This is a genomic window from Arcobacter ellisii (assembly GCF_003544915.1).
GTDB classification, from domain to species: Bacteria; Campylobacterota; Campylobacteria; order Campylobacterales; family Arcobacteraceae; genus Aliarcobacter; species Aliarcobacter ellisii.
In genome coordinates, this window is record NZ_CP032097.1 from 1,162,535 (window position 1) to 1,181,037 (window position 18,503).

Annotated in this window: 27 protein-coding genes; 22 read left to right on the top strand and 5 right to left on the bottom strand. The window is 24.3% G+C overall.

Annotation, left to right across the window (positions count from 1 at the left end; all coding sequences use genetic code 11):
- The first annotated feature begins 1 nt into the window (after position 1).
- Positions 2-577, top strand: coding sequence for a hypothetical protein (locus AELL_RS05970; protein WP_118917072.1), 576 nt, complete (start codon positions 2-4; stop codon positions 575-577).
- Positions 578-683: 106 nt separating this feature from the next.
- Here AELL_RS05970 and AELL_RS05975 read toward each other — a convergent pair whose 3' ends face one another.
- From AELL_RS05975 to AELL_RS05985, 3 genes are all read right to left on the bottom strand, one after another.
- Entirely contained in the window at positions 684-953 is a 270-nt protein-coding gene (locus tag AELL_RS05975) for a type II toxin-antitoxin system YafQ family toxin (RefSeq protein WP_118917073.1), read from the bottom strand.
- On the bottom strand, positions 946-1,212 hold the full coding sequence (locus tag AELL_RS05980; protein ID WP_118917074.1) for a type II toxin-antitoxin system RelB/DinJ family antitoxin: 267 nt from the start codon (positions 1,210-1,212) through the stop codon (positions 946-948). Before AELL_RS05980 ends, AELL_RS05975 begins: the two co-directional genes overlap by 8 nt.
- 64 nt (positions 1,213-1,276) lie before the next feature.
- Entirely contained in the window at positions 1,277-1,714 is a 438-nt protein-coding gene (locus tag AELL_RS05985) for a helix-turn-helix domain-containing protein (protein WP_118917075.1), read from the bottom strand.
- Positions 1,715-1,938: 224 nt separating this feature from the next.
- On the opposite strand from AELL_RS05985, the gene AELL_RS05990 reads away from it, so the two are divergent.
- The 10 genes from AELL_RS05990 (at position 1,939) to AELL_RS06035 (ending at position 7,782) form a co-directional block, all read left to right on the top strand.
- Positions 1,939-2,439, top strand: coding sequence for a hypothetical protein (locus AELL_RS05990; RefSeq protein WP_118917076.1), 501 nt, complete (start codon positions 1,939-1,941; stop codon positions 2,437-2,439).
- Positions 2,417-2,638 (top strand): helix-turn-helix domain-containing protein, encoded by a 222-nt coding sequence (locus tag AELL_RS05995; RefSeq protein ID WP_118917077.1) that lies wholly within the window; start codon positions 2,417-2,419, stop codon positions 2,636-2,638. The genes AELL_RS05990 and AELL_RS05995 overlap by 23 nt, the downstream gene beginning before the upstream one ends.
- Before the next feature lie 11 nt (positions 2,639-2,649).
- Positions 2,650-2,883 carry a helix-turn-helix transcriptional regulator gene (locus tag AELL_RS06000; protein ID WP_118917078.1) on the top strand — a complete coding sequence of 78 codons (234 nt, stop codon included), beginning with the start codon at positions 2,650-2,652 and terminating at the stop codon, positions 2,881-2,883.
- Between the two features lie 77 nt (positions 2,884-2,960).
- Positions 2,961-3,620, top strand: a complete 660-nt coding sequence (locus tag AELL_RS06005; RefSeq protein WP_118917079.1) for a Lin1244/Lin1753 domain-containing protein — start codon at positions 2,961-2,963, stop codon at positions 3,618-3,620.
- Between the two features lie 135 nt (positions 3,621-3,755).
- Entirely contained in the window at positions 3,756-4,121 is a 366-nt protein-coding gene (locus tag AELL_RS06010; protein ID WP_118917080.1) for a hypothetical protein, read from the top strand.
- 14 nt (positions 4,122-4,135) lie between these two features.
- On the top strand, positions 4,136-4,921 hold the full coding sequence (locus AELL_RS06015; RefSeq protein WP_118917081.1) for a hypothetical protein: 786 nt from the start codon (positions 4,136-4,138) through the stop codon (positions 4,919-4,921).
- Positions 4,918-5,415 carry a hypothetical protein gene (locus AELL_RS06020; protein WP_118917082.1) on the top strand — a complete coding sequence of 166 codons (498 nt, stop codon included), beginning with the start codon at positions 4,918-4,920 and terminating at the stop codon, positions 5,413-5,415. The genes AELL_RS06015 and AELL_RS06020 overlap by 4 nt, the downstream gene beginning before the upstream one ends.
- 16 nt (positions 5,416-5,431) lie before the next feature.
- On the top strand, positions 5,432-5,776 hold the full coding sequence (locus tag AELL_RS06025; RefSeq protein WP_118917083.1) for a plasmid mobilization protein: 345 nt from the start codon (positions 5,432-5,434) through the stop codon (positions 5,774-5,776).
- A 1-nt stretch (position 5,777) separates the two neighbouring features.
- A complete protein-coding gene (locus tag AELL_RS06030) occupies positions 5,778-7,625 on the top strand; it encodes a hypothetical protein (RefSeq protein WP_118917084.1) in 1,848 nt (615 codons plus the stop codon).
- Positions 7,591-7,782: a hypothetical protein gene (locus tag AELL_RS06035; RefSeq protein WP_118917085.1), complete on the top strand. Its 192-nt coding sequence runs from the start codon at positions 7,591-7,593 to the stop codon at positions 7,780-7,782. Before AELL_RS06030 ends, AELL_RS06035 begins: the two co-directional genes overlap by 35 nt.
- Before the next feature lie 59 nt (positions 7,783-7,841).
- On the opposite strand, the gene AELL_RS06040 is transcribed toward AELL_RS06035, so the two are convergent.
- On the bottom strand, positions 7,842-8,300 hold the full coding sequence (locus tag AELL_RS06040; protein ID WP_118917086.1) for a hypothetical protein: 459 nt from the start codon (positions 8,298-8,300) through the stop codon (positions 7,842-7,844).
- Positions 8,301-8,465: 165 nt separating this feature from the next.
- Between AELL_RS06040 and AELL_RS06045 the strand changes: the two genes are divergently transcribed.
- From AELL_RS06045 to AELL_RS06080, 8 genes are all read left to right on the top strand, one after another.
- Complete coding sequence (locus AELL_RS06045; RefSeq protein ID WP_118917087.1) at positions 8,466-8,759, top strand: hypothetical protein; 294 nt, start codon at positions 8,466-8,468, stop codon at positions 8,757-8,759.
- A gap of 4 nt (positions 8,760-8,763) precedes the next feature.
- The gene (locus AELL_RS06050; protein WP_118917088.1) at positions 8,764-9,537 is read left to right on the top strand and encodes a hypothetical protein; all 774 of its coding nucleotides are present in this window, start codon (positions 8,764-8,766) and stop codon (positions 9,535-9,537) included.
- 2 nt (positions 9,538-9,539) lie between these two features.
- Complete coding sequence (locus AELL_RS06055) at positions 9,540-9,989, top strand: hypothetical protein (protein ID WP_118917089.1); 450 nt, start codon at positions 9,540-9,542, stop codon at positions 9,987-9,989.
- A complete protein-coding gene (locus AELL_RS06060) occupies positions 9,977-10,510 on the top strand; it encodes a hypothetical protein (protein ID WP_118917090.1) in 534 nt (177 codons plus the stop codon). The genes AELL_RS06055 and AELL_RS06060 overlap by 13 nt, the downstream gene beginning before the upstream one ends.
- Positions 10,507-11,007, top strand: a complete 501-nt coding sequence (locus AELL_RS06065; RefSeq protein ID WP_118917091.1) for a hypothetical protein — start codon at positions 10,507-10,509, stop codon at positions 11,005-11,007. The genes AELL_RS06060 and AELL_RS06065 overlap by 4 nt, the downstream gene beginning before the upstream one ends.
- An 11-nt stretch (positions 11,008-11,018) precedes the next feature.
- Complete coding sequence (locus AELL_RS06070; RefSeq protein ID WP_118917092.1) at positions 11,019-11,705, top strand: metallophosphoesterase; 687 nt, start codon at positions 11,019-11,021, stop codon at positions 11,703-11,705.
- A gap of 987 nt (positions 11,706-12,692) precedes the next feature.
- Positions 12,693-13,763 carry an FIST signal transduction protein gene (locus tag AELL_RS06075; RefSeq protein ID WP_118917093.1) on the top strand — a complete coding sequence of 357 codons (1,071 nt, stop codon included), beginning with the start codon at positions 12,693-12,695 and terminating at the stop codon, positions 13,761-13,763.
- Positions 13,757-14,638 (top strand): sensor histidine kinase, encoded by an 882-nt coding sequence (locus tag AELL_RS06080; RefSeq protein WP_164967226.1) that lies wholly within the window; start codon positions 13,757-13,759, stop codon positions 14,636-14,638. The genes AELL_RS06075 and AELL_RS06080 overlap by 7 nt, the downstream gene beginning before the upstream one ends.
- Here AELL_RS06080 and AELL_RS06085 read toward each other — a convergent pair.
- Positions 14,627-15,795, bottom strand: a protein-coding gene (locus tag AELL_RS06085; RefSeq protein WP_429697570.1) for an IS3 family transposase whose coding sequence is annotated in 2 segments (ribosomal slippage) — positions 14,627-15,543 and positions 15,543-15,795 — 1,170 coding nt in all. Because the reading frame shifts where the segments join, the coding sequence is not laid out codon by codon here. The two genes, AELL_RS06080 and AELL_RS06085, sit on opposite strands and share 12 nt — an antisense overlap.
- Positions 15,796-15,879: 84 nt before the next feature.
- Here AELL_RS06085 and AELL_RS06090 point away from each other — a divergent pair.
- From AELL_RS06090 to AELL_RS06100, 3 genes are read left to right on the top strand one after another with little or no spacing between them, the layout of a single operon-like run.
- Positions 15,880-16,587, top strand: a complete 708-nt coding sequence (locus AELL_RS06090) for an ATP-binding protein (RefSeq protein WP_226806027.1) — start codon at positions 15,880-15,882, stop codon at positions 16,585-16,587.
- Positions 16,574-17,698: a hybrid sensor histidine kinase/response regulator gene (locus AELL_RS06095; protein WP_118917096.1), complete on the top strand. Its 1,125-nt coding sequence runs from the start codon at positions 16,574-16,576 to the stop codon at positions 17,696-17,698. Before AELL_RS06090 ends, AELL_RS06095 begins: the two co-directional genes overlap by 14 nt.
- 17 nt (positions 17,699-17,715) lie before the next feature.
- Positions 17,716-18,501, top strand: a complete 786-nt coding sequence (locus tag AELL_RS06100) for a phosphate/phosphite/phosphonate ABC transporter substrate-binding protein (RefSeq protein ID WP_164967273.1) — start codon at positions 17,716-17,718, stop codon at positions 18,499-18,501.
- Positions 18,502-18,503: the final 2 nt, after the last annotated feature.

Here is an 18,503-nt window from a genome sequence, read left to right on the forward strand (position 1 = left end):
TATGAAAAATATAATAAAAATAGTAATTTTAGGAATAGTTGGATTTGGAATTTTGGTTTATCTAACTGCACCTAAAAATATAAATAAAATTGATGAAAATCAAAATGTTACAATTGAATCACTTCCAAGATATTTTGATGTTCTTGGAAAAAATCCATATACAAAAATGCAGGATTTATTTAAAGAAGGTGAAGAGAAGTATTTAGTAGTTTTAAATCATGATTCTTTAGTTGTTTTTAAAGAGTTATATAAAAAAATTGATAAAAATAATATTGTTTTAATTGCAAATATATCAAATACACCTTGGATTGTAAAACAAATTGCTGTAAATGGTGAATTAGAAAAAATGTATAAAGAGTCTAAAATCCCTTTAATAAATGATTCAGATGGAGCTTTTATAAGCACACTTGGTCAAAGAGATACAAAACAGAATAAATACTTTGTTTATAAATTATTTACAAATGGAGAAATTAAAAAAATCTCTGAAGGAAATGTAAAAGAGAAAGCTTTAGAAAATGGTTTATCTAAGGATGAACTTGAAAAAAGTTTAAAAGAAATAGTAAAAATATTCGAATAATAATTAATATGGTACCGCTAGTCGGAGTCTAAAAAGTGTAGTAATAAGCCTATTTAAAGGATAGTTTATAAAATAGTACCGTTATAAATACCGTTATTATTTTATATTATCTAAAAAGTTGAGAATGTGTTCCAATTCTAAGAAGTTGTAATGTATTGTCATTTATCATATAAATTACAAGTAAATCACCACTTATATGAAACTCTTTTGTATCTTTCCATTCACCTGTTAAATAATGATCTCTTGCTTCACTTGGTAATTCTTCATTATTTAATAGCATTGAAATATAAAAAAATAGTTTTGCACTATTTGTTGGATTTAGTTGAGCTTTATTTAAATCTTTTGTAAAGATTTTATGAACGGATAAATCAAGCACCTAAATCCTTTTTTAAATCCTCTAATCTAACTTTTGTCATATTTTTATTTGCTCTTGCATCTTTTATAGCTTCAAGTGTTTCATCATTTGGAATTTTAATTTCAAAAGGAATTCCTCTTTGTAAAACAGATTGAGTTAAAAATATATTAAAAGCTTCACTTAATCCTAAACCATATTGTTTAAATATTTCTTGAGCTTTCTCTTTTGTAGTTGCATCAAGGTAAACATTTGTTCTAACTTTATTAGTAGTTGCAGTCATTTTAAATCCTTTATTTATTAGAGAAAGTATAACACACAATGTGTGTTATTGTCAAATTTAAAAACTATGAATTATATTTTAATTTACCAAGGGCTTCATATAATTTTATTAAATTATTTTCTTCTTCAAGTTTTTTATAAACTTGCACAAAACTTATAACAATTGTTTCATCCATTTTTAAAATTTCTTCAATGGTTCTTCTTTTTGTAATTTGTTTTACTAATTTTTTTTGTGCCTCATCATATATACTAGGTGGAGATTCTAAATCATAATCATAATCATAATTGTACTCAGGAGAAGATGTAAAATCATTTATTACAAATATTTCATCATAAATACCCAATTCACGACATTTCTTTTTGATAGCATTTACAGAATTACGAGACTTCCAACTTGATAATGAACTTTGTTTAATGTTTAATTTTTCTGCAAGTTTTTGCAAACTTGTTAAATTGTAATAATTTAATAGTTTTTCTATTAAAAATATTGCTTCATTTTGCATTTTATAACCTTTTTTTGCTTATTTTATAAAATTTGCTAATTATTTGTAAAATAATGCAAGAATTAAGTTTTAACTAAGCGAATTATTGCAATAATTACTATGTATAAAGCAAACTAATGCGAATTAATGTGAATAATATCATTAGTTGTCTTTTAAATTCTTTAAAAGTGGTGAGGCTTAAATTTAAGCCTCAATAAATTTAATTTCAAAAAAAGGAAATACAAATGAAAACATTAATTGAAAAATTAGAAAATAGAAAAAAAATAACAGGAAAAGCCCTTCAAGAACTTTTTAAACTAGTTTTAGAACTTGAAAAAAATATTGATAAAGATATAACGACTTCAGATACAACTTGTAAAGTAAATATTAAAGCAGAAGATTATTTTTGTGGAAGTTGGCTTCAATCAGATGATAATTTTTCATTATGTATACTTAATGGGAAAATAACTATAAAAGATATATTTACAAGAACAAAAAAAGATGAAAACGGTGAAAAATATGAAGTTAAAGAATCACAATATATTGATTATTTTTCAATAGATGATGAAGATACAAATATTGTAAGAATTAATTTTACAGAATTTATTAAAGCTTTGGAGGAAGTGATGAAACTTGCAATTGAAGAATCTCAAAAAATAGATAATGATGCTCAAGAATTTATTGATTTTTGTCTAAATTGGAGAGAAATTAAGGGGAACAAAAATGAATCAACAATTAATAGATAAATATCTATCCGATATTGATGAGTTAGGGTTTGAAAAAACCTTAACTCTTGATAGTCATGATGTTGCAAAAATATTGAAAGTGCAAACAAGAACAATCGTAAATTGGGCAAAAGAAAATATTGGTCCAAAATGTAAAAAAATAGGTAAATCATATCTTTACACTAAAAGAGATGTAGCTAAATTTTTAGCTCAAAATTAAAGGACTGAAAAATGAGTGATACGTTATTAAAAAAACCAGATATTCTTAAAATACTCAAAATAGGGAGAAATAAACTATATGACATAATCAATAGTGGTGATTTTATAAAACCTATGAGGCTTCCAAATACTCAAATAGACTTATATAGTAATAATGAGTTACAAGATTGGATTCAAAAACAAAAAGAAGCAAGAGATAAAACTCCCTCTTTTACGTCGCCAAACAGTCAAAAGAGAGAGAATTAAAACGGATTAAGGTTTTAATCGTTTATATTATAACTAACGATTATTTAACTCATTATAAATATATAAGGATAATTTAAATGAGTGCAAATGAGAAAAAAGAAACATGTTATTTTTCACATGATGCTAATGCAAAAGATGATTTTAAAATCATGCTTTTAATTGAAGAACTGGGATTAGAAGGCTATGGAATATTCTGGATTTTGATTGAAACTTTACGGGAGCAACAAAACTATAAATATCCACTCAAACTACTGTCAGTATTAGCTAGAAAATATAATACAACATTAGTAAAACTTGAAGTTGTTGTAAGAAATTATTATCTCTTTGAGATTGAGGATGAGTGCTTTTTCTTTTCAAAAAGTCTTAATAGAAGAATGGAGGTAATGCATAAAGCGATTGAGCAAAGAAAAATTGCAGGTCAAATAAGTGCAATTAGAAGAAAAAAGAAATTAGAAGAACAATTAAAACAACTACAAATAAATATGAGTGATATAGACTCAAGTCAACGGTCGTTGAACGAATGCTTAACGAGTGCTCAACAAATAAAAGAAAATAAAATAAAAGTAAATTTAAATAAAGTAAAAAAAATTAATTCTCAAGAAGATGAAACTGAAAAATTTGATAAATTGAATCAACAGCTTTTGGAAAAACAATTATCAAAAGATTTAGAGATTGAGAAGCTTGAAAATCTTGCTCAAGCAAATGCTCATACTCAAGTAATAGAGATAGAAATATAGGCACTCGTAAAACAACTGGATTAATTTTCAGTTAAAAATGAGCTACCTAGCCAGTTGTTTGCTCACTTTTTTTAACGGATTTTGACAAATCCTAAAAAGTCGAGCCTAAATTAAAAAAATTGGAGATGAAAATTGATGGAAAATCTTCAAAATAGAAAAAAAGAAATAATTCAGCAAATAGGTGAAGATAGATTAAAAAAATTAAAATTTTCAAAATTGTTAAAGTTGATTATTTTTGAAATTGAAGAATTGATGGTGTATTGGACTGTTAGGCAAGTCAATAAAATGGTTTGTGAAGTGTTTGATATAAATATCTCTGAACCTCTTTTTTATAGATTTTGTTTGAAAAATCTTAAAAAAGATGAAATATCAAAACCAATAAAAAGAGACAAAATAGAAGAAGGTGTATCTCAAAATAGAGATACAAAAAAAGAAGAAATAGCAACACTTAACGAGGAAGAGTTAAGTGCAATTGCAATGTTCAATTCTAAAATAGATTAAATGAAAGGTGTTAAATGAAAAAAATAAAAATGGTTATTACCAATCATAAAGGTGGTTCTTCAAAGAGTACAAAAACTATGCAAGTAGGTGGAGCATATGGATTGTATAAAGGTTTGCAAGCACAAATTTTCGAATTTGATGATGAAAACAAAGATTCTCAAAATTTCACAAAATCAGCAATTTTAAGTGAACAAATTGAAGTAGGTGATGGAGCTGAAATTACAACTACATTAAGGGATCTATTTTCAAAAGATAGTGATACAGATATTCATCTTTTTGATGTTGGAGGAAATAAGACAACAACTCTTTTTCTTGAGGGACTAAAAAAATCAAGAATGTTTAAAAAAGTGGATTTATTTGTCATCCCTATGTCAGGAGGGTCTCAAGACTTAAAAAACGCAAAAAAAACATTAGATATTATTTTAGATATGGATTCAAATGCAAATATCATGTTCTGTCTTTCAAGAGTTCGTAATCCTAAAAGAGTGCAATTTCAGTATGGTGATTTTTTTTCAGATAAAGATTTAAAAAAATACCCATATATAGTATTAAAAGATAGTGATGTAATAGATTTGAGCAGGAAATTAAAAAAATCTGTTTATGAGTTAGCAACTGATTTAGATTCAAAAAAAGGAATTGAAGCTGCTTTTGATAAAGCTTTAGATGAGAATGATACCTCTAAAATTAATAATTTGTCAATTATGTTAGAGATTTACGATGAGGCTGAGGATTACCTAAAAACAACACTAATTCCAGCTTTTAATCAACTAGATAAAACATTGAATAAGGATAAAAAATGAGTAGTGAATTATCTGCAAATGAGGTAATTAAAATTGTTCAAGAGTTAAAAGCTCTTGAGAGAAGATTTGGTGGAGAAAAGGGTTTAATTAATCATCTTCTTCAAATTAGTGAAAATTTAAATCATCAACATCAAGATATTTATAATTCACAAAAAGAGTTAGAGGATTTATTTCAAAAACTCCAAGATTCAAAAAATTTAAAACTCGAAATAGAGACACTAAAACTTGATTTTGTTGGTAAAAAAGAGTTTGATGATTTAACTCAACTAGTTAAATATATAAATGGATTTAAAACTTTTATAACTCAAAAAAGTAATGAAATAAACAACGCTTATATAAAATTAAATAGGCTTTGGCTTGAGGAAAATGAGATTTTACAAAGAATTGAAAAATTAGAAAAAAATCTAATATCTAAAGTTTTATTAGGTGGTGTTGGTATAGGTACATTGTTGACTCTAACAACAGTCGGTATTTTTAAGTATTTTATTCAATAAAATTAAAAAATAAAAAATGAAAAAGCAAGAAAAACAGCTTAAAACAAAAGTTCTAAAAGATAAAAGGATTGAAATAAGAGTAAGTGAAGAGTTTTTTCAAAATCTAAACTCAAAAATTCAAGATAGTGGTCTAAAAAAAGCAGAATACTTTAGATATATATTATCTCAAGGTAAAGTTGTTGTAAAAAAAGATTACAACAGCCTAGCCACACAAGTTCGAAAATGTGGAGTAAATATTAATGAGATAGCCTATGTCTTAAATGTTGCAAATTTAAAAAATGCTTTAAATAATTATGATTATCAGGCTTTATTAGTTGAGTTAAAACTAATTCAAAATCAACTAAATAGATTAGGAGCTTAATTTGATAGTTCGTGTAAGAAGAAATAAAACTGGAGGTTTAGCAAAATATCTTCGTGATGGTGTAAAAAAAGATTCAAATTTCTTAAGAAATGAAAAAGATATAGTTATCCCAATTTGGGGTAACTTAGATGAGTTTGAAAAAATTGAAGATTATGTTCTAAATCATAAAAAATTCTCTGAAATAAGTATGCATATAACCTTTGGTTTTTCAGATAGTGATTGGCAAAAAATAGAATCTTTGCCAACAAAAGATGAACAAAATGCATTAATGCAAGAGTTAGTTCAAGATTATATTAAGCACCATTTCTCAGGTTATGACATTTATAACGAAGTAATTGCTTATTCAGAGCTTCATTATCCAAAGCTAAAGTACGATGAATACGGATATAAACGTTATCCCCATATACATTTAGCTGTATCGTTCTTAAACCCATTAAGTGATACTAAACTTCGTAATTTATTTGCCATAAATTCATATTATGATGATGTAATGGTGCGAAAATCTAACTTCAAATTTGGATTTGAGCAAACTAAAAGAAAAGAGTTTAGAATTAAAAACTTTGATTCACAATTAGGGAGAGACCGTAGAGAATGGATTGAATTACTTGATGAGTTGAATGACCGTGAGGAACTTATTTATTTTCTAAAAAATCAAATGAACTTCAAAGAGGGAATAGACTACAGAGTTGTTGATACAAAAAATAATAACTATGTAAAACTAATAAATAAAAGTTTTAAAAATGATAAAAGTGGTAAAAAAATAGTTCAAGATATAAACTTACAGGGTAAGGGATTTGAACGATTTGTAGATGTTAATTCAACTGAAAAAAATCATAAAAAACTCGAAGATATGACACAACAAGAGCTAGAGGAAATTCTAAATGATGTATATGTAAAAAGAGTGGAGGAAATAACAAAAAGAAGAAGTAAAAAATCAATAGAAGATTTAAAAAAAATTTATGAAGATGATAAACAAATAAAGAAAGATTTTGAAAAAAAATACTCAAAAAAAGCTGATTATAACTCTATTAAATCTTTAACTTTCCAACAAAAGATTTTTTATAAACATTATGGTGTAAATATTCAAGATTCACTAGAAGGATATTATATAAAAGTTGATGAAAACAATGAAAATAATGCAACTTTTATCAATCATTCAAAAGGTATAAAAATTGAAGATAAAGAAGATGAAATACTCTCTTATTCAAATGAAGATTCTACTCATGAAGAAGTTAAATTAATGCTTGATATAGCTCTTGCAAAAGGTTGGAATCTTTTAGAAATTAAAATTGATGGAACACCTCAATTTATCAAAGAAGCAAAAAAACAAATTCTTATAAAAGTTGAAGAGCAAAATCAAACTCAAAAAAAAGAAGAAGAAAAAAAAGAGATAAAAAAAGTTGAAATAAAACCAACTAGACCAATATCTCAACTAGATAATTTTATTCTTGAAAATGAATCAAAAATCTTTGAATCTGAAAAAGTATACGATTTAAAATTTTTAAAAGAAAACTTATCAGCTCAAATAGTTTTAGATTTTGCAATTAAAAAATATAATATTAATCTTGATGAGTTTGAAGTTGTTGATGATAATAAAATCAACAATAAAACTAATAGACAAAAACCCAAATCTATTATTGATTTTTTTACTAAAGAAATAGGTGTCTCAATAAAAGAAACAACAGAGATTTGTAATAATTTAATGACTAAACAGCCTAAAAAAATAGTTGATAAAATTGAGGATGAAGAAAAATCACAAGAATTGATTTATCCATATATAGATGAAAATTTAGAACAAAATAAAGAGATTTTAAATGAAAAAAATAAAAGGAAAAAGAGAAAAAATTGATGTGATATTAGCAGTATATACAACAAAATTTGAACTAAGTATAATTTTTCAAAATGAAAAATTTACAGCTTGGTATATTCAAGGAATCTCTAAAGAGGAATTAATAGAAAAATTCACAAAGGAAGAAATTGAGTATATTTATTATCATGCAGTTTGATTCTTAAAAATAAGTGTTCATTTCATTTAAGTGATTTGAACACTAACTCAAAAAAACACTCACTTCTTTCTCTTAGCTTTTATCTCTTGCCATTCTTTCAATAATTCTTTTTCATACACTTGTAAACTAAATGATTCTTCTTTTTGATTATGATATATTTTTAATTCTTTAATTTCTTCTTCTGTATATGTTAATGCTTCTTGATTTTCTTGCGAAGATTTTTCTAGTTCATTAAAAATATCAAGATATTTTTTTGAAGTATGGTAAGGTATATTTTTATATTTTTTTAGATTGTATTGTGTAACTTCAATATCTTTTTCAGTTAAATCAAAAATTGCATCAAATAATTTTGCTCTTGCTATTTCACTTCTATGAAATGTAGCTCTTTTCATTGAATCAGTTTTTTTTTCTGATACTTTAATCTTTTTTGCTTTTGATAATATATTCTCATTTAGATTGTTTTTTATTAAATTAAATTCATCTTCTGTTAAATCTAACCTATAAGTAAATTTATCCATTCATTTTTCCAATAATTAATAATTCTAAATGTTTAAATATGTTTAACGTATTTAAACAATAATTTAAGAATTTATGTATTAGAATAACGTAATTTGAATTAAAAGATTTAGAATCAAAATAATGCTTCTATAAACTCTTTTATACACTTTAATTTGGAGTTAAATATGTTCATAATAAAAGAAAAAGATAATGTAGAAGTTGTTTTAAAAATAAACTCAAAAGAAAATAAAAATTTAGAATCTGTCAAAAACAGAATTAATGATATTGTTGATGAGTTTAATATCTCACTTTTTTTAGATATTAAAATAGATAATTTAGTTCCAAAAGATGAAGTAAAAATTGAATACTACTCAAGAGCTTCTGCAAGTGAAAAAATAGGGGATAACTATTTAAACTTCTTAAATAAGTTTTTAGAAATTGGTTATGAAGATGGTGTAAAAACTGTTCCTATGGAGTAAAAAAATGTTAGAAAATTCAGAAAACAGAAAAAAATTAAAAGAGTTAAAAATCTTTGAAAAAGTACCATTTGAATTTAAAGATGGTTGGACTGATTTAGTTTATGAATTAGGAAAAAATATAGAAGAGCTTTGTGAATTAACAAACTATGAACTTCCAATGATTCAACAAATAAAAGAAAAAATGGGAACTCTAAGATTTTATTACAATACTTTAAATTCGCAATATCCTCCAATTGTTGAAAAAAGTATTAGAGCTTTAGTAAGCCAAACAGTAAGTAAATCTGCTAATATTTGTGAAACTTGTGGCAAATATGGGGAATTAAGAGTTGATGGTGGTTATTGGTTTGTTTCTTGTGATGAACACAAAAGAAATTCAATTACAGCAGAAGAGTGGAAAGAATTAGACAAAAAACAAAGAGAAGATTTAGAAAATGAAAAAATTAATACAAAACCTTACAAAGTATTAAAATTTGAAGAGATTAAATCGCCAATTTTAAAAAGAAAAATCATGGAAAAAGTTGCTTGTTTTGAAGCGGTATGTTGGGATTATGAAATAAATGCAGTTGATGTTTTTAATATTTTAAGAACAAAAGATGATGAAGATTTTCCAATTAGTTATGATGTTTTGAGAAAAAAAGTATTGAAATATGTATCAGTAGATAATTTGAAAAATGTATTTAATCAGGAGCAATTAATAGAGATTTTTTCTGATATAAGTTTAAGAGCAATCAGAAATCCTGATACAAAAATTTTTATAAAAGAGTTGAAAAAGGCTTGAAAATGGAAGAGAATTTTGAAGAAAGAATTATTGAAACAATACAAAAATCTAAATCAAGATTAAGCGAAGAAAATAGAGCTAAATTGAATGAGCTAGAATTATTTAAAAATAAAGTACCTTATCAAATATTAAATGGATGGACAGATTTAGTTTATGAATTAGGAAAAAATATAGAAGAGCTTTGCAAATTAGCAAGTTGTGAACTTCCACAAATTGAACATATAAAAAGTAAATATGCAAGTTTGAGATTTGATTACTACTTTAATTCATCTGTTCCAAGAATTGTTGAAAAATTAATTGATTCACTAATTTATGAAGCAGAAGATAAATCAGAAAGAATATGTGAATATTGTGGAGCAGATGGAGAATTAAGGGAAGTAAAAAGCGGTAGTTGGCGGTTAGTGTCTTGTGATAAATGTGCAAAAGAAAAAGATTTAAAATGCAAGATGTAAGTGAATTTTTAAAAGCTAGTCGCAAATGTAAAAAAAGTAGAGAAAACTGGTATGCAGATGAACTGCTTGAATTAGTTGCTCATATTCAAGAACACGCAGAAAATAAAGATATTTCAAAAGTTGATTATTGCGAAATGCTTGATGCGGTAATTAAAAGAGCAAATTTAATTAAAGAAAAAATGCTTGAAGATAAAGAGCTAGTAGTTTTTAATCCAAAAGATTTTACAGATAATTGTTTTTATAAACAACCAAATGCAGATAAACCATCAATTAAAACAGTTTCAAATGTAATTAAAAGATATTTAGGAAATATGAATAAACAAGATATTCATACTTTATGTGAAAAGTTTGGAAAAGATAGGGTTTTAAAAGAACTAGATAACAAATTTATAGAACTTTTTGAGATAGGATATTATGAATTAAAAGGCGGTATGAGAATTCCTTTGACTGGTGATTACAAAGAATATGGGGTTTATAAAGAAATATTAGAAATTGTTGAGAGTTATGAGGAAATAGAATGAGAAATATAGCTGATTTGATTAGATATAATCAAGAAGATAAAGATGATTTTTATAGAGATGCTCTTTATGGAGAATTAGACTGGTTCATTTCTACAACTCTTGATAGGAAGATTTCAAAAAAAGATTATTTAGAAAGATTGAGAGTTTTAATTAAAGAAGCAAATAGAATCTATGATGAATTATTGCCAAAATTTGATGAATACATTAAAAGATTTAATTTAAATATTGAAATTCCTCTTGAAGATTTGGAATACAAAGATTTTAAAATAGTTCCAAAAAATAAAAATGATGTGAACATAATAGAAAGTATTAAATTTGCCAATGAGCTTCTTTTTGAAGCAAAAAAGAAAATATATGAAAGCAAATTAAATCCTCTTTATTTATTATTTGAAGCTTTAAATGATGATATTGATGGGATGTTTCTTGTTGCTTCAACAAATTGGTATAAAAGATTTTTTGTTGAAGAAGATATTAAGAACATATACCACATGGAATAAGTATATACAAGATGGAACAAATATATATAATCGGTGATGTTCACGGTTGCTATAAATCACTACTTGCATTAATAGAACAACTTCCAAATAAAAAAAACTCTAAAATAGTTTTTGTTGGAGATTTAATTGATAGAGGTTCTAATTCTTGTGAAGTTGTAAAATTTATTATGGATAATAATTATGATTGTGTAAAAGGTAATCATGAAGAGATGTTTTTAGAATATGCCCCTTCAAAAGAGAATGAAGATTTGTCAGATTCAAAATATTGGCTTTTAAAATGTGGAGGTGAACAAACTTTGAAATCATACACCTCAAAAGATGAATATTATAAACAATATGATTTTATAAAAACTCTTCCTTTATGTCTTGAATATAAAGATTATAAAACTACTGATAATAGATATTTAGTTGTTTCTCACTCAGCTGTTGGAAAAGTATGGGATAAAAGAGATAGTAAAGATAAATTTGATATTGAAGATTTTGAAAATCAATTGCTCTATAAAAGATATAAACAATTTGATAATAAAGATATTTTTAATGTTTATGGACACACACCAAGAAGTGAAGCAAAATTAACTTCATTTGATGCAAATGTTGACTTAGGTTGCGTTTATAAAAAAGAAAAAGTAATAAACCCACGACTTTGTGCTTTAGAGTTTCCGTCTATGAAAATTTATACACAAAAAAATATAGAATAAAAACACCCCAAAATAGACAAAAAGCTATTTAAAACTGAATCACTAAAGTTAGTGATTCAAGAGGTGTTTTATTCTTGTATTGTAGCATTTTTTTAATTTTTTTTAAATCCTATATTTTTCTTCAATAAAAATATAATAATTGATAATTTTGTATAAAAAGATATAATTTTAGATAAAAAAAGATAAATTTTAATAGATTTGTATAATTAAAAATAAATTAGTAGAATTAAGTATAAAAAAGTATAAATCTCATATTTTAATAAAAAGTGAAATAGGCACATCGACCAATCACCGTACAAAAACCGCCTACGCTAATTTTGAGTGATTGATGTGCTTTAAGGATTATTCCTTAAAAAACCTAATATAATAACTAATATAGAGAAAAACGTATTATTAGTGTCAAACGAAGTGTAAAAATTGGCAGATAAATTAATAAAAAAGTTACCTTCTAAAACTTAAATCACTTCTGTTTTTCTACCATTTTTACTTTGCACTACTGGTACATTTTACCTTTGTATTTGACAATTTCAAATGAACTTTTTGAATTTATAATTGAAGTTGTTAAAAAATGTTATGTAAATACGATTTTGTTTATAGGTGACCAATATCAGTTATTGCCAGTAAATGAGAGTTCTAATAAGGTTTTTAGATTAAAAAATTAATATACATTAACACAAATTGTAAGACAAGCAAAAGATAGTAAAATTATTCACCTTGCTAATTAACAAGAGTATGTATAGAAAATCAAGATTATGAAGATTTGAAAAAACTACTCTATAATAGTACTAGTCTTTTTCCTTTTTAGATTTTCCCTTTAAACTACTTTTGCTCTTAAATTATCATTCCAAAAATTAAGAGAAGAATCATTATTAATTAAAAATAGAAAAGAATTAATCAAAACATTATTTATTTCTAAAAATTTATTTTTTGATATTTTTCTAATACTATCTTTAAATATAATTGTAAAAATGATTAAAAGGCGTAGAAATGAAAAAAGGTAAATTTTATTTTTCGTTAAAAGATTTTTTAGAAGATAACGAAAATAATACTGAAAATATTTTTATTTTAGTAGCTGAATATACTAATATTAATTTAGAAAATCTGAAACATTATAATGGTGAAATTTTTGGTGGAATAGTTCCTTTTGTAATTTATAATAATGAATATTACAATAAAGGGTTAATTGTTTGTTCTTTAGAAGAAAATTCTGATTTTCTTCTTGTTGAAGATTTAAATTATTTAGATGTTAATAGTACTTTTTTTGAAAACAGAAAATCATTTTTAGTATTACTTGATGGTTTAAGTCAAAATATTACTAAATTTTTAGAAAATTTATTTGAAGTGGTTTGTGAAAATGCAAAAGTTATAGGTGGAGGAGCAGGAAAAATGACTTTTGAAAATGATCCTGTAATTTTCACAAAGGATAAAATATATAAAAATGCAGCAATTATAATTGCAACATCTATGAATTTACATAGTAAAATAAGTAATGGATGGGAATATTTAGATGGACCATTTTTAACTACAAACTCTGAAAAAAATATATTAAAAACACTAAATTATAAGAACGCATTCGATGTTTATAAAAGTATAGTAGAAAAAAATTCTGGAATGATTTTTAGTGATGATAATTTTTTTGATATTGCAAAATCATACCCTTTGGGTATTGTTAAATTAAATAATCAAACGATAGTTAGAGATCCTATTTACATTGATAAAAATAACAATATAGTTTTAGTTGGTGATATTTTTCAGAATTCAACAATAAATATTTTAAAAGGAGATGATAAGAATTTAATTAAATCTTCAGTTAATGCTGTAAAAGAACTTTTAGAAGAGTCAAATTCATGTGCAAATGAAGATGTTATTATATTTAATTGTATATCTAGATCAATTTTTTTAGGGAATAATTTTCCTAATGAATTAGATGAAATAAAAAGTCACATGAAAAAAGATGCAACATTATTCGGTGCTCTAACTTTTGGCGAAATATGTAACGATTCAGATAAATATATTAGTTTTTATAATAAGTCATGCGTAGTAGGTGTACTTTGTTAATAGAACAATTATCAATCGCATATCGTTGTCATTGTTCAATAGGAAATAGTGTTAATCTAAAAGAGATGATTCATGAAGTTTTAAAAACTTTTGTAAGTGAATCATATGCCTTTTATGGACATTTTTGTTTACTTACAGAAGATATGACATTTGAAAATTTTGATAGTTTTGGAAAAATTATTGATTTTGATTATAAAAAATATGATGATTATAAAGATCAATTATCTATAATTAATGATGAAGATTTGATAATTTTAAAAATCAATTTAGATAATGGTATTTTATTTCTAGCTTCAAAAAATGTTGATGTTGATTGCTCTTTTTTTCTTCTTATGTTTGAAAGTTTAATCTCTAAATTAAATTTAAGTGTTAATGCCTGTTTAAATTATAATAAATTAGAAAAAGTAAATCATCTATTAAAAAAGCAAAAAAAAGAACTTATAAAAGCTAATAAAATAAAAGATGATTTTCTTGCAAATATGAGCCATGAATTAAAAACACCTCTAAACTCAATTAGTATAATTTCAAAAGTTATGGCAAATAATAAAGATAATAAATTAGACGATTTATCATTAAAGAATATAAAAATAATTAATAAATGTTCTGAAGATTTGACTGAAATAATAAATGATATATTAGATATTTCTAAAATAGAAGCAGGAGAATTAACAATTACTAAAAATAATATTTCTTTGAAAAATTTGATTGAAGAATTATATGATTCATTTGCGCCAATTGCTCATAATAAAAATATTGGATTTATCAATAATTTCCAAATTAATAATGATAATATCTTTACTGATGAACATAGAACAAAACAAATCATAAAAAATTGGAATGACCCCGAAGTAGTAGACACTTTTTTAATCAGTTAACACCTCAGGTTGAGTAACATTTTCATTGTACCTTTTCTCAAATTCATTTGGACTTATAAAACCTAAATAACTATGTCTTCTTTTTGAATTATAAAACATCTCAATATATTCAAATATTTTATCTCTTGCTTCTTCTCTTGTTCTAAAAATGGTTTTTCTTACTAACTCTTTTTTTAATGTTTTAAAAAAACTTTCTGCAACTGCATTATCATAACAATTTCCTCTTCTACTCATACTTGGTGTGATGTTATGATGTTTTAAAAAAGTTTTATATTCATATGAGCTATATTGACTCCCTTGATCTGAATGTAAAATTACTCCATCTTTTGGAATTCTATATTTAGTATTTTTTAATGCTTGAATTATTAAATCTGTTGTAATTCTATGACTTGTTGCCCATCCTATAATTTTCCTTGAAAATAAATCTAAGATAATTGCAAGATATATCCATCCTTCATGAGTTCTTATATAAGTTATATCACTTACCCATGATTCATTTGGAGTTTGTGATATAAAACATTGTTTTAAATGATTTGGATGAGCTTTATGAATTGAACCTGCTTTATACTTAGGTCTTCTTTTATAATTTCCTATTCCACAAAGTTTTGCTTCTTTCATTAATCTTGCAACTCTTTTTTTATTTACATGAATATTTGAAGCTTTCAAATCCTTATGAATATTTCTATAACCATAAATTCCATTTGATTCTTTATATGCTTTTTTTATTTCAATAAGAAGTTCTTGATTCTCTTTTTCAAGATTTGAAATAGGTTGTTTTAACCATTTATAATACCCACTTGGATGAACTTTTAACACAGTACACATTCTTCTTATTGTGTACTGTATTTCATGCACTTTAATAAATGCGTACTTTAATTTGGGTTGCTTGCAAAGTACGCTGCGGCCTTTTTTAATATATCTCGTTCTTCTGTAACTCTTTTTAGCTCTTTTTGTAATCTTTTTATTTCAGCTTGTGTATCTTGAAACTTTTTTGTTTCTACTTCTGCTTCAGGTGATTGGTACTTTCTTATCCAATTTCTCAAAGAATCATGATGTACACCTAATCTCTCAGCTGTTTCAACAATCCCATATCCATTCTCAACAACTTGTTTTACAGCATCCCTTCTAAACTCTTCACTATATTCTCTTCTTCCCATTTTTAATTCCTTCAATTATTTACAATTTTCTCTAAATTGTTATATTAATTAACTGAATTATTTTATGTCTATATTTTTGGGGTCATTCCAAATCTTCTAAGTAATGCATTAAAATTTACAAAGGAAGGTAAGGTAGAAATATTATCAAAAGAATTTGATGAATATTTTGAAATAAGTATAATTGATTCAGGTATAGGAATATCTAAAAATAATTTAAATTATATTTTTGATAGATTTAAACAAATTGATGATTCAATGGGTAAAAAACATCAAGGTACAGGTCTTGGATTGGCTATTTCTAAACAATTGTCAAAAATGTTAAATGGATATATAACTGTAGAAAGTGAAGAAGGAATAGGTTCTACTTTTAAATATATAATTTATAAAAAATCTAATAAAAATATATTAGAAAATTATAATAAAACTGAAAGTGATATAAAAGAATCTGTTTTCTTATTTGATAAAATTTTTTTAGAAAAACAAATATATTTATTTCACTCAAATAGTATAGAACAATTTAATTTGACAATAAATCTAAAAAAATATGGATTAAAAGTAATACCTATTTTGAATGAAGATAAATTAAAAGAGAAAATTGATGATATTAAAAATAACAACAATTTACTTATTTTAGATTCAAAAATAAAAAATTTACAAAATATAATAGATAATGAAAAAATAATAAAATCAAATTTAATAATTTTAGAAGAAGGAATATCAATAGAAAATTTAATAGAAAATTTAAAAAACATTCAGTTTTTTAAAGGGGAGCTTATCAATGGGAAAATTTAATGTGTTAATAGTTGACGATATTGAAGAAAATATATATTCACTTAGGTTATTAATTGAAGATAATTTTGATTTAAATATTTTTACAGCAACAAATGCAAATGATGCTATGAGTATTTTACTTAATAAACGAATTGATTTAATTTTAATGGATGTTCAAATGCCAGAAGTTGATGGTTTTGAGTTTACACTATATTTAAAAGATTTAGAAATTATAAAAGATATTCCTATTATATTTATTACAGGAATATATAATAATGAAGAATATAAATCAAAAGCTTATGAAATAGGTGGTATTGAATACATTACTAAGCCTATTGATAATAATTTATTAATTTCTAAATTAAAAGTTTATATTGATATTTATGAAAATCTAAATAATTCAAAAGAGGATTTGGTTAAAACTAAAAATTTATTGGTTCATAATAGTAAAATGGCAAGTTTAGGGGAAATGATAGGAATAATTTCACATCAATTAAAACAGCCATTAAATGTATTATCTCTTTATTGTGATTGTGTAGAGTATTCTTATAAAGAAGGAGAAGTTGATGATATATATGTTAAGGAATTTTCTACAAATACAAAATCTCAAATTAATTATATGAATGAAACAATTAACGGATTTTTAGATTTTTATAATCCAAATAAGAAAAAAGAAGTTTTTAATATTTCAGAAGCAATAAATTTTGCTTTAGCCATCTTGAAAAGTAAAATTATTGTAAATAATATAAAAGTTAATTTAGAACTTAATGAAAAATTAGAAATAGCAGGTGTAAAAATGGAACTTGCACAAGTTGTTATAAATATTGTAAATAATTCAATAGATGCATTTATTGAAAGAGGTATTTTTGAAAAAGATATAAATATTAAATTATTTGCCAACGATTCAAAAGTAGTATTATTCATAGAAGATAATGCTGGTGGAATTGAAAATAAAAATTTAGAAAAAATTCTAGACCCTTATTATACAACAAAAGTTGATGGTACAGGAATTGGTTTATATATGGTTAAACTAATAGTAAAAAATAATTTTAATGGTGAATTAAAAGTAATGAATAGTGAAAAAGGTTTGAAGTTTATAATTTTATTGGATTTATATCAAAAGAAAAATTAATTTAATTAGGAGCGATGATGTTTAAAAGAGTTTTATGTTTTATGTTTTTTACAACAGTATTATTTTCTCAAGAAATAGTACTAGGTGTAGTTCCTCAACAAAGTCCATTAGAATTATCAAAAAAATGGTTAAAAGTAACTGATTACTTGGATAAAAAAACAGGTATTCATGTTGTATTTAAAACAGAAAAATCAATAGATTTATTTGAAGAAAAACTTTATAATGGTCAATATGATATAGCTTATATGAATCCCTATCATTTTATTATTGCAAATAAAAGAGAAAATTATAATGCTTTTGTAAGATCCAATGAAAATATAGTTGGAATAATTTTAGGTAAAAAAGATAAAGAGTTTAATGTTAATAATTTAAAAGGTACTACATTTCTTTTTCCCGCACCAAATGCATTTGCTGCAACACTTTTGACAAAGTATGAATTAAAAGAAAAATACAATTTTGATATAAGTAAAGAAACAAAAGTAATTTATGTAAATTCTCATGATTCTGTTTACAAAGGAATTGCAAGAGGTGTTGGTGATTTTGGTGGTGGAATAAAAAGAACATTTGATAATTTTAAAGATACAGAAGATAAAGATAAAATAGATATTGTTTATAAAACTAACAATTATCCAAGTCATCCATTTGCAAGTCATCCAAGAGTTAGTAAAGAAATAGTTGAAAAAATTTCAAAAGCAATTATTGAGATGCCAGATGAACTAAAAGAAATATTAAGTATAAAAGATTTTATACTTACTAGTACAATTGAATATGATGTAATTAAAAATTTAGAAATTAATAAATAACC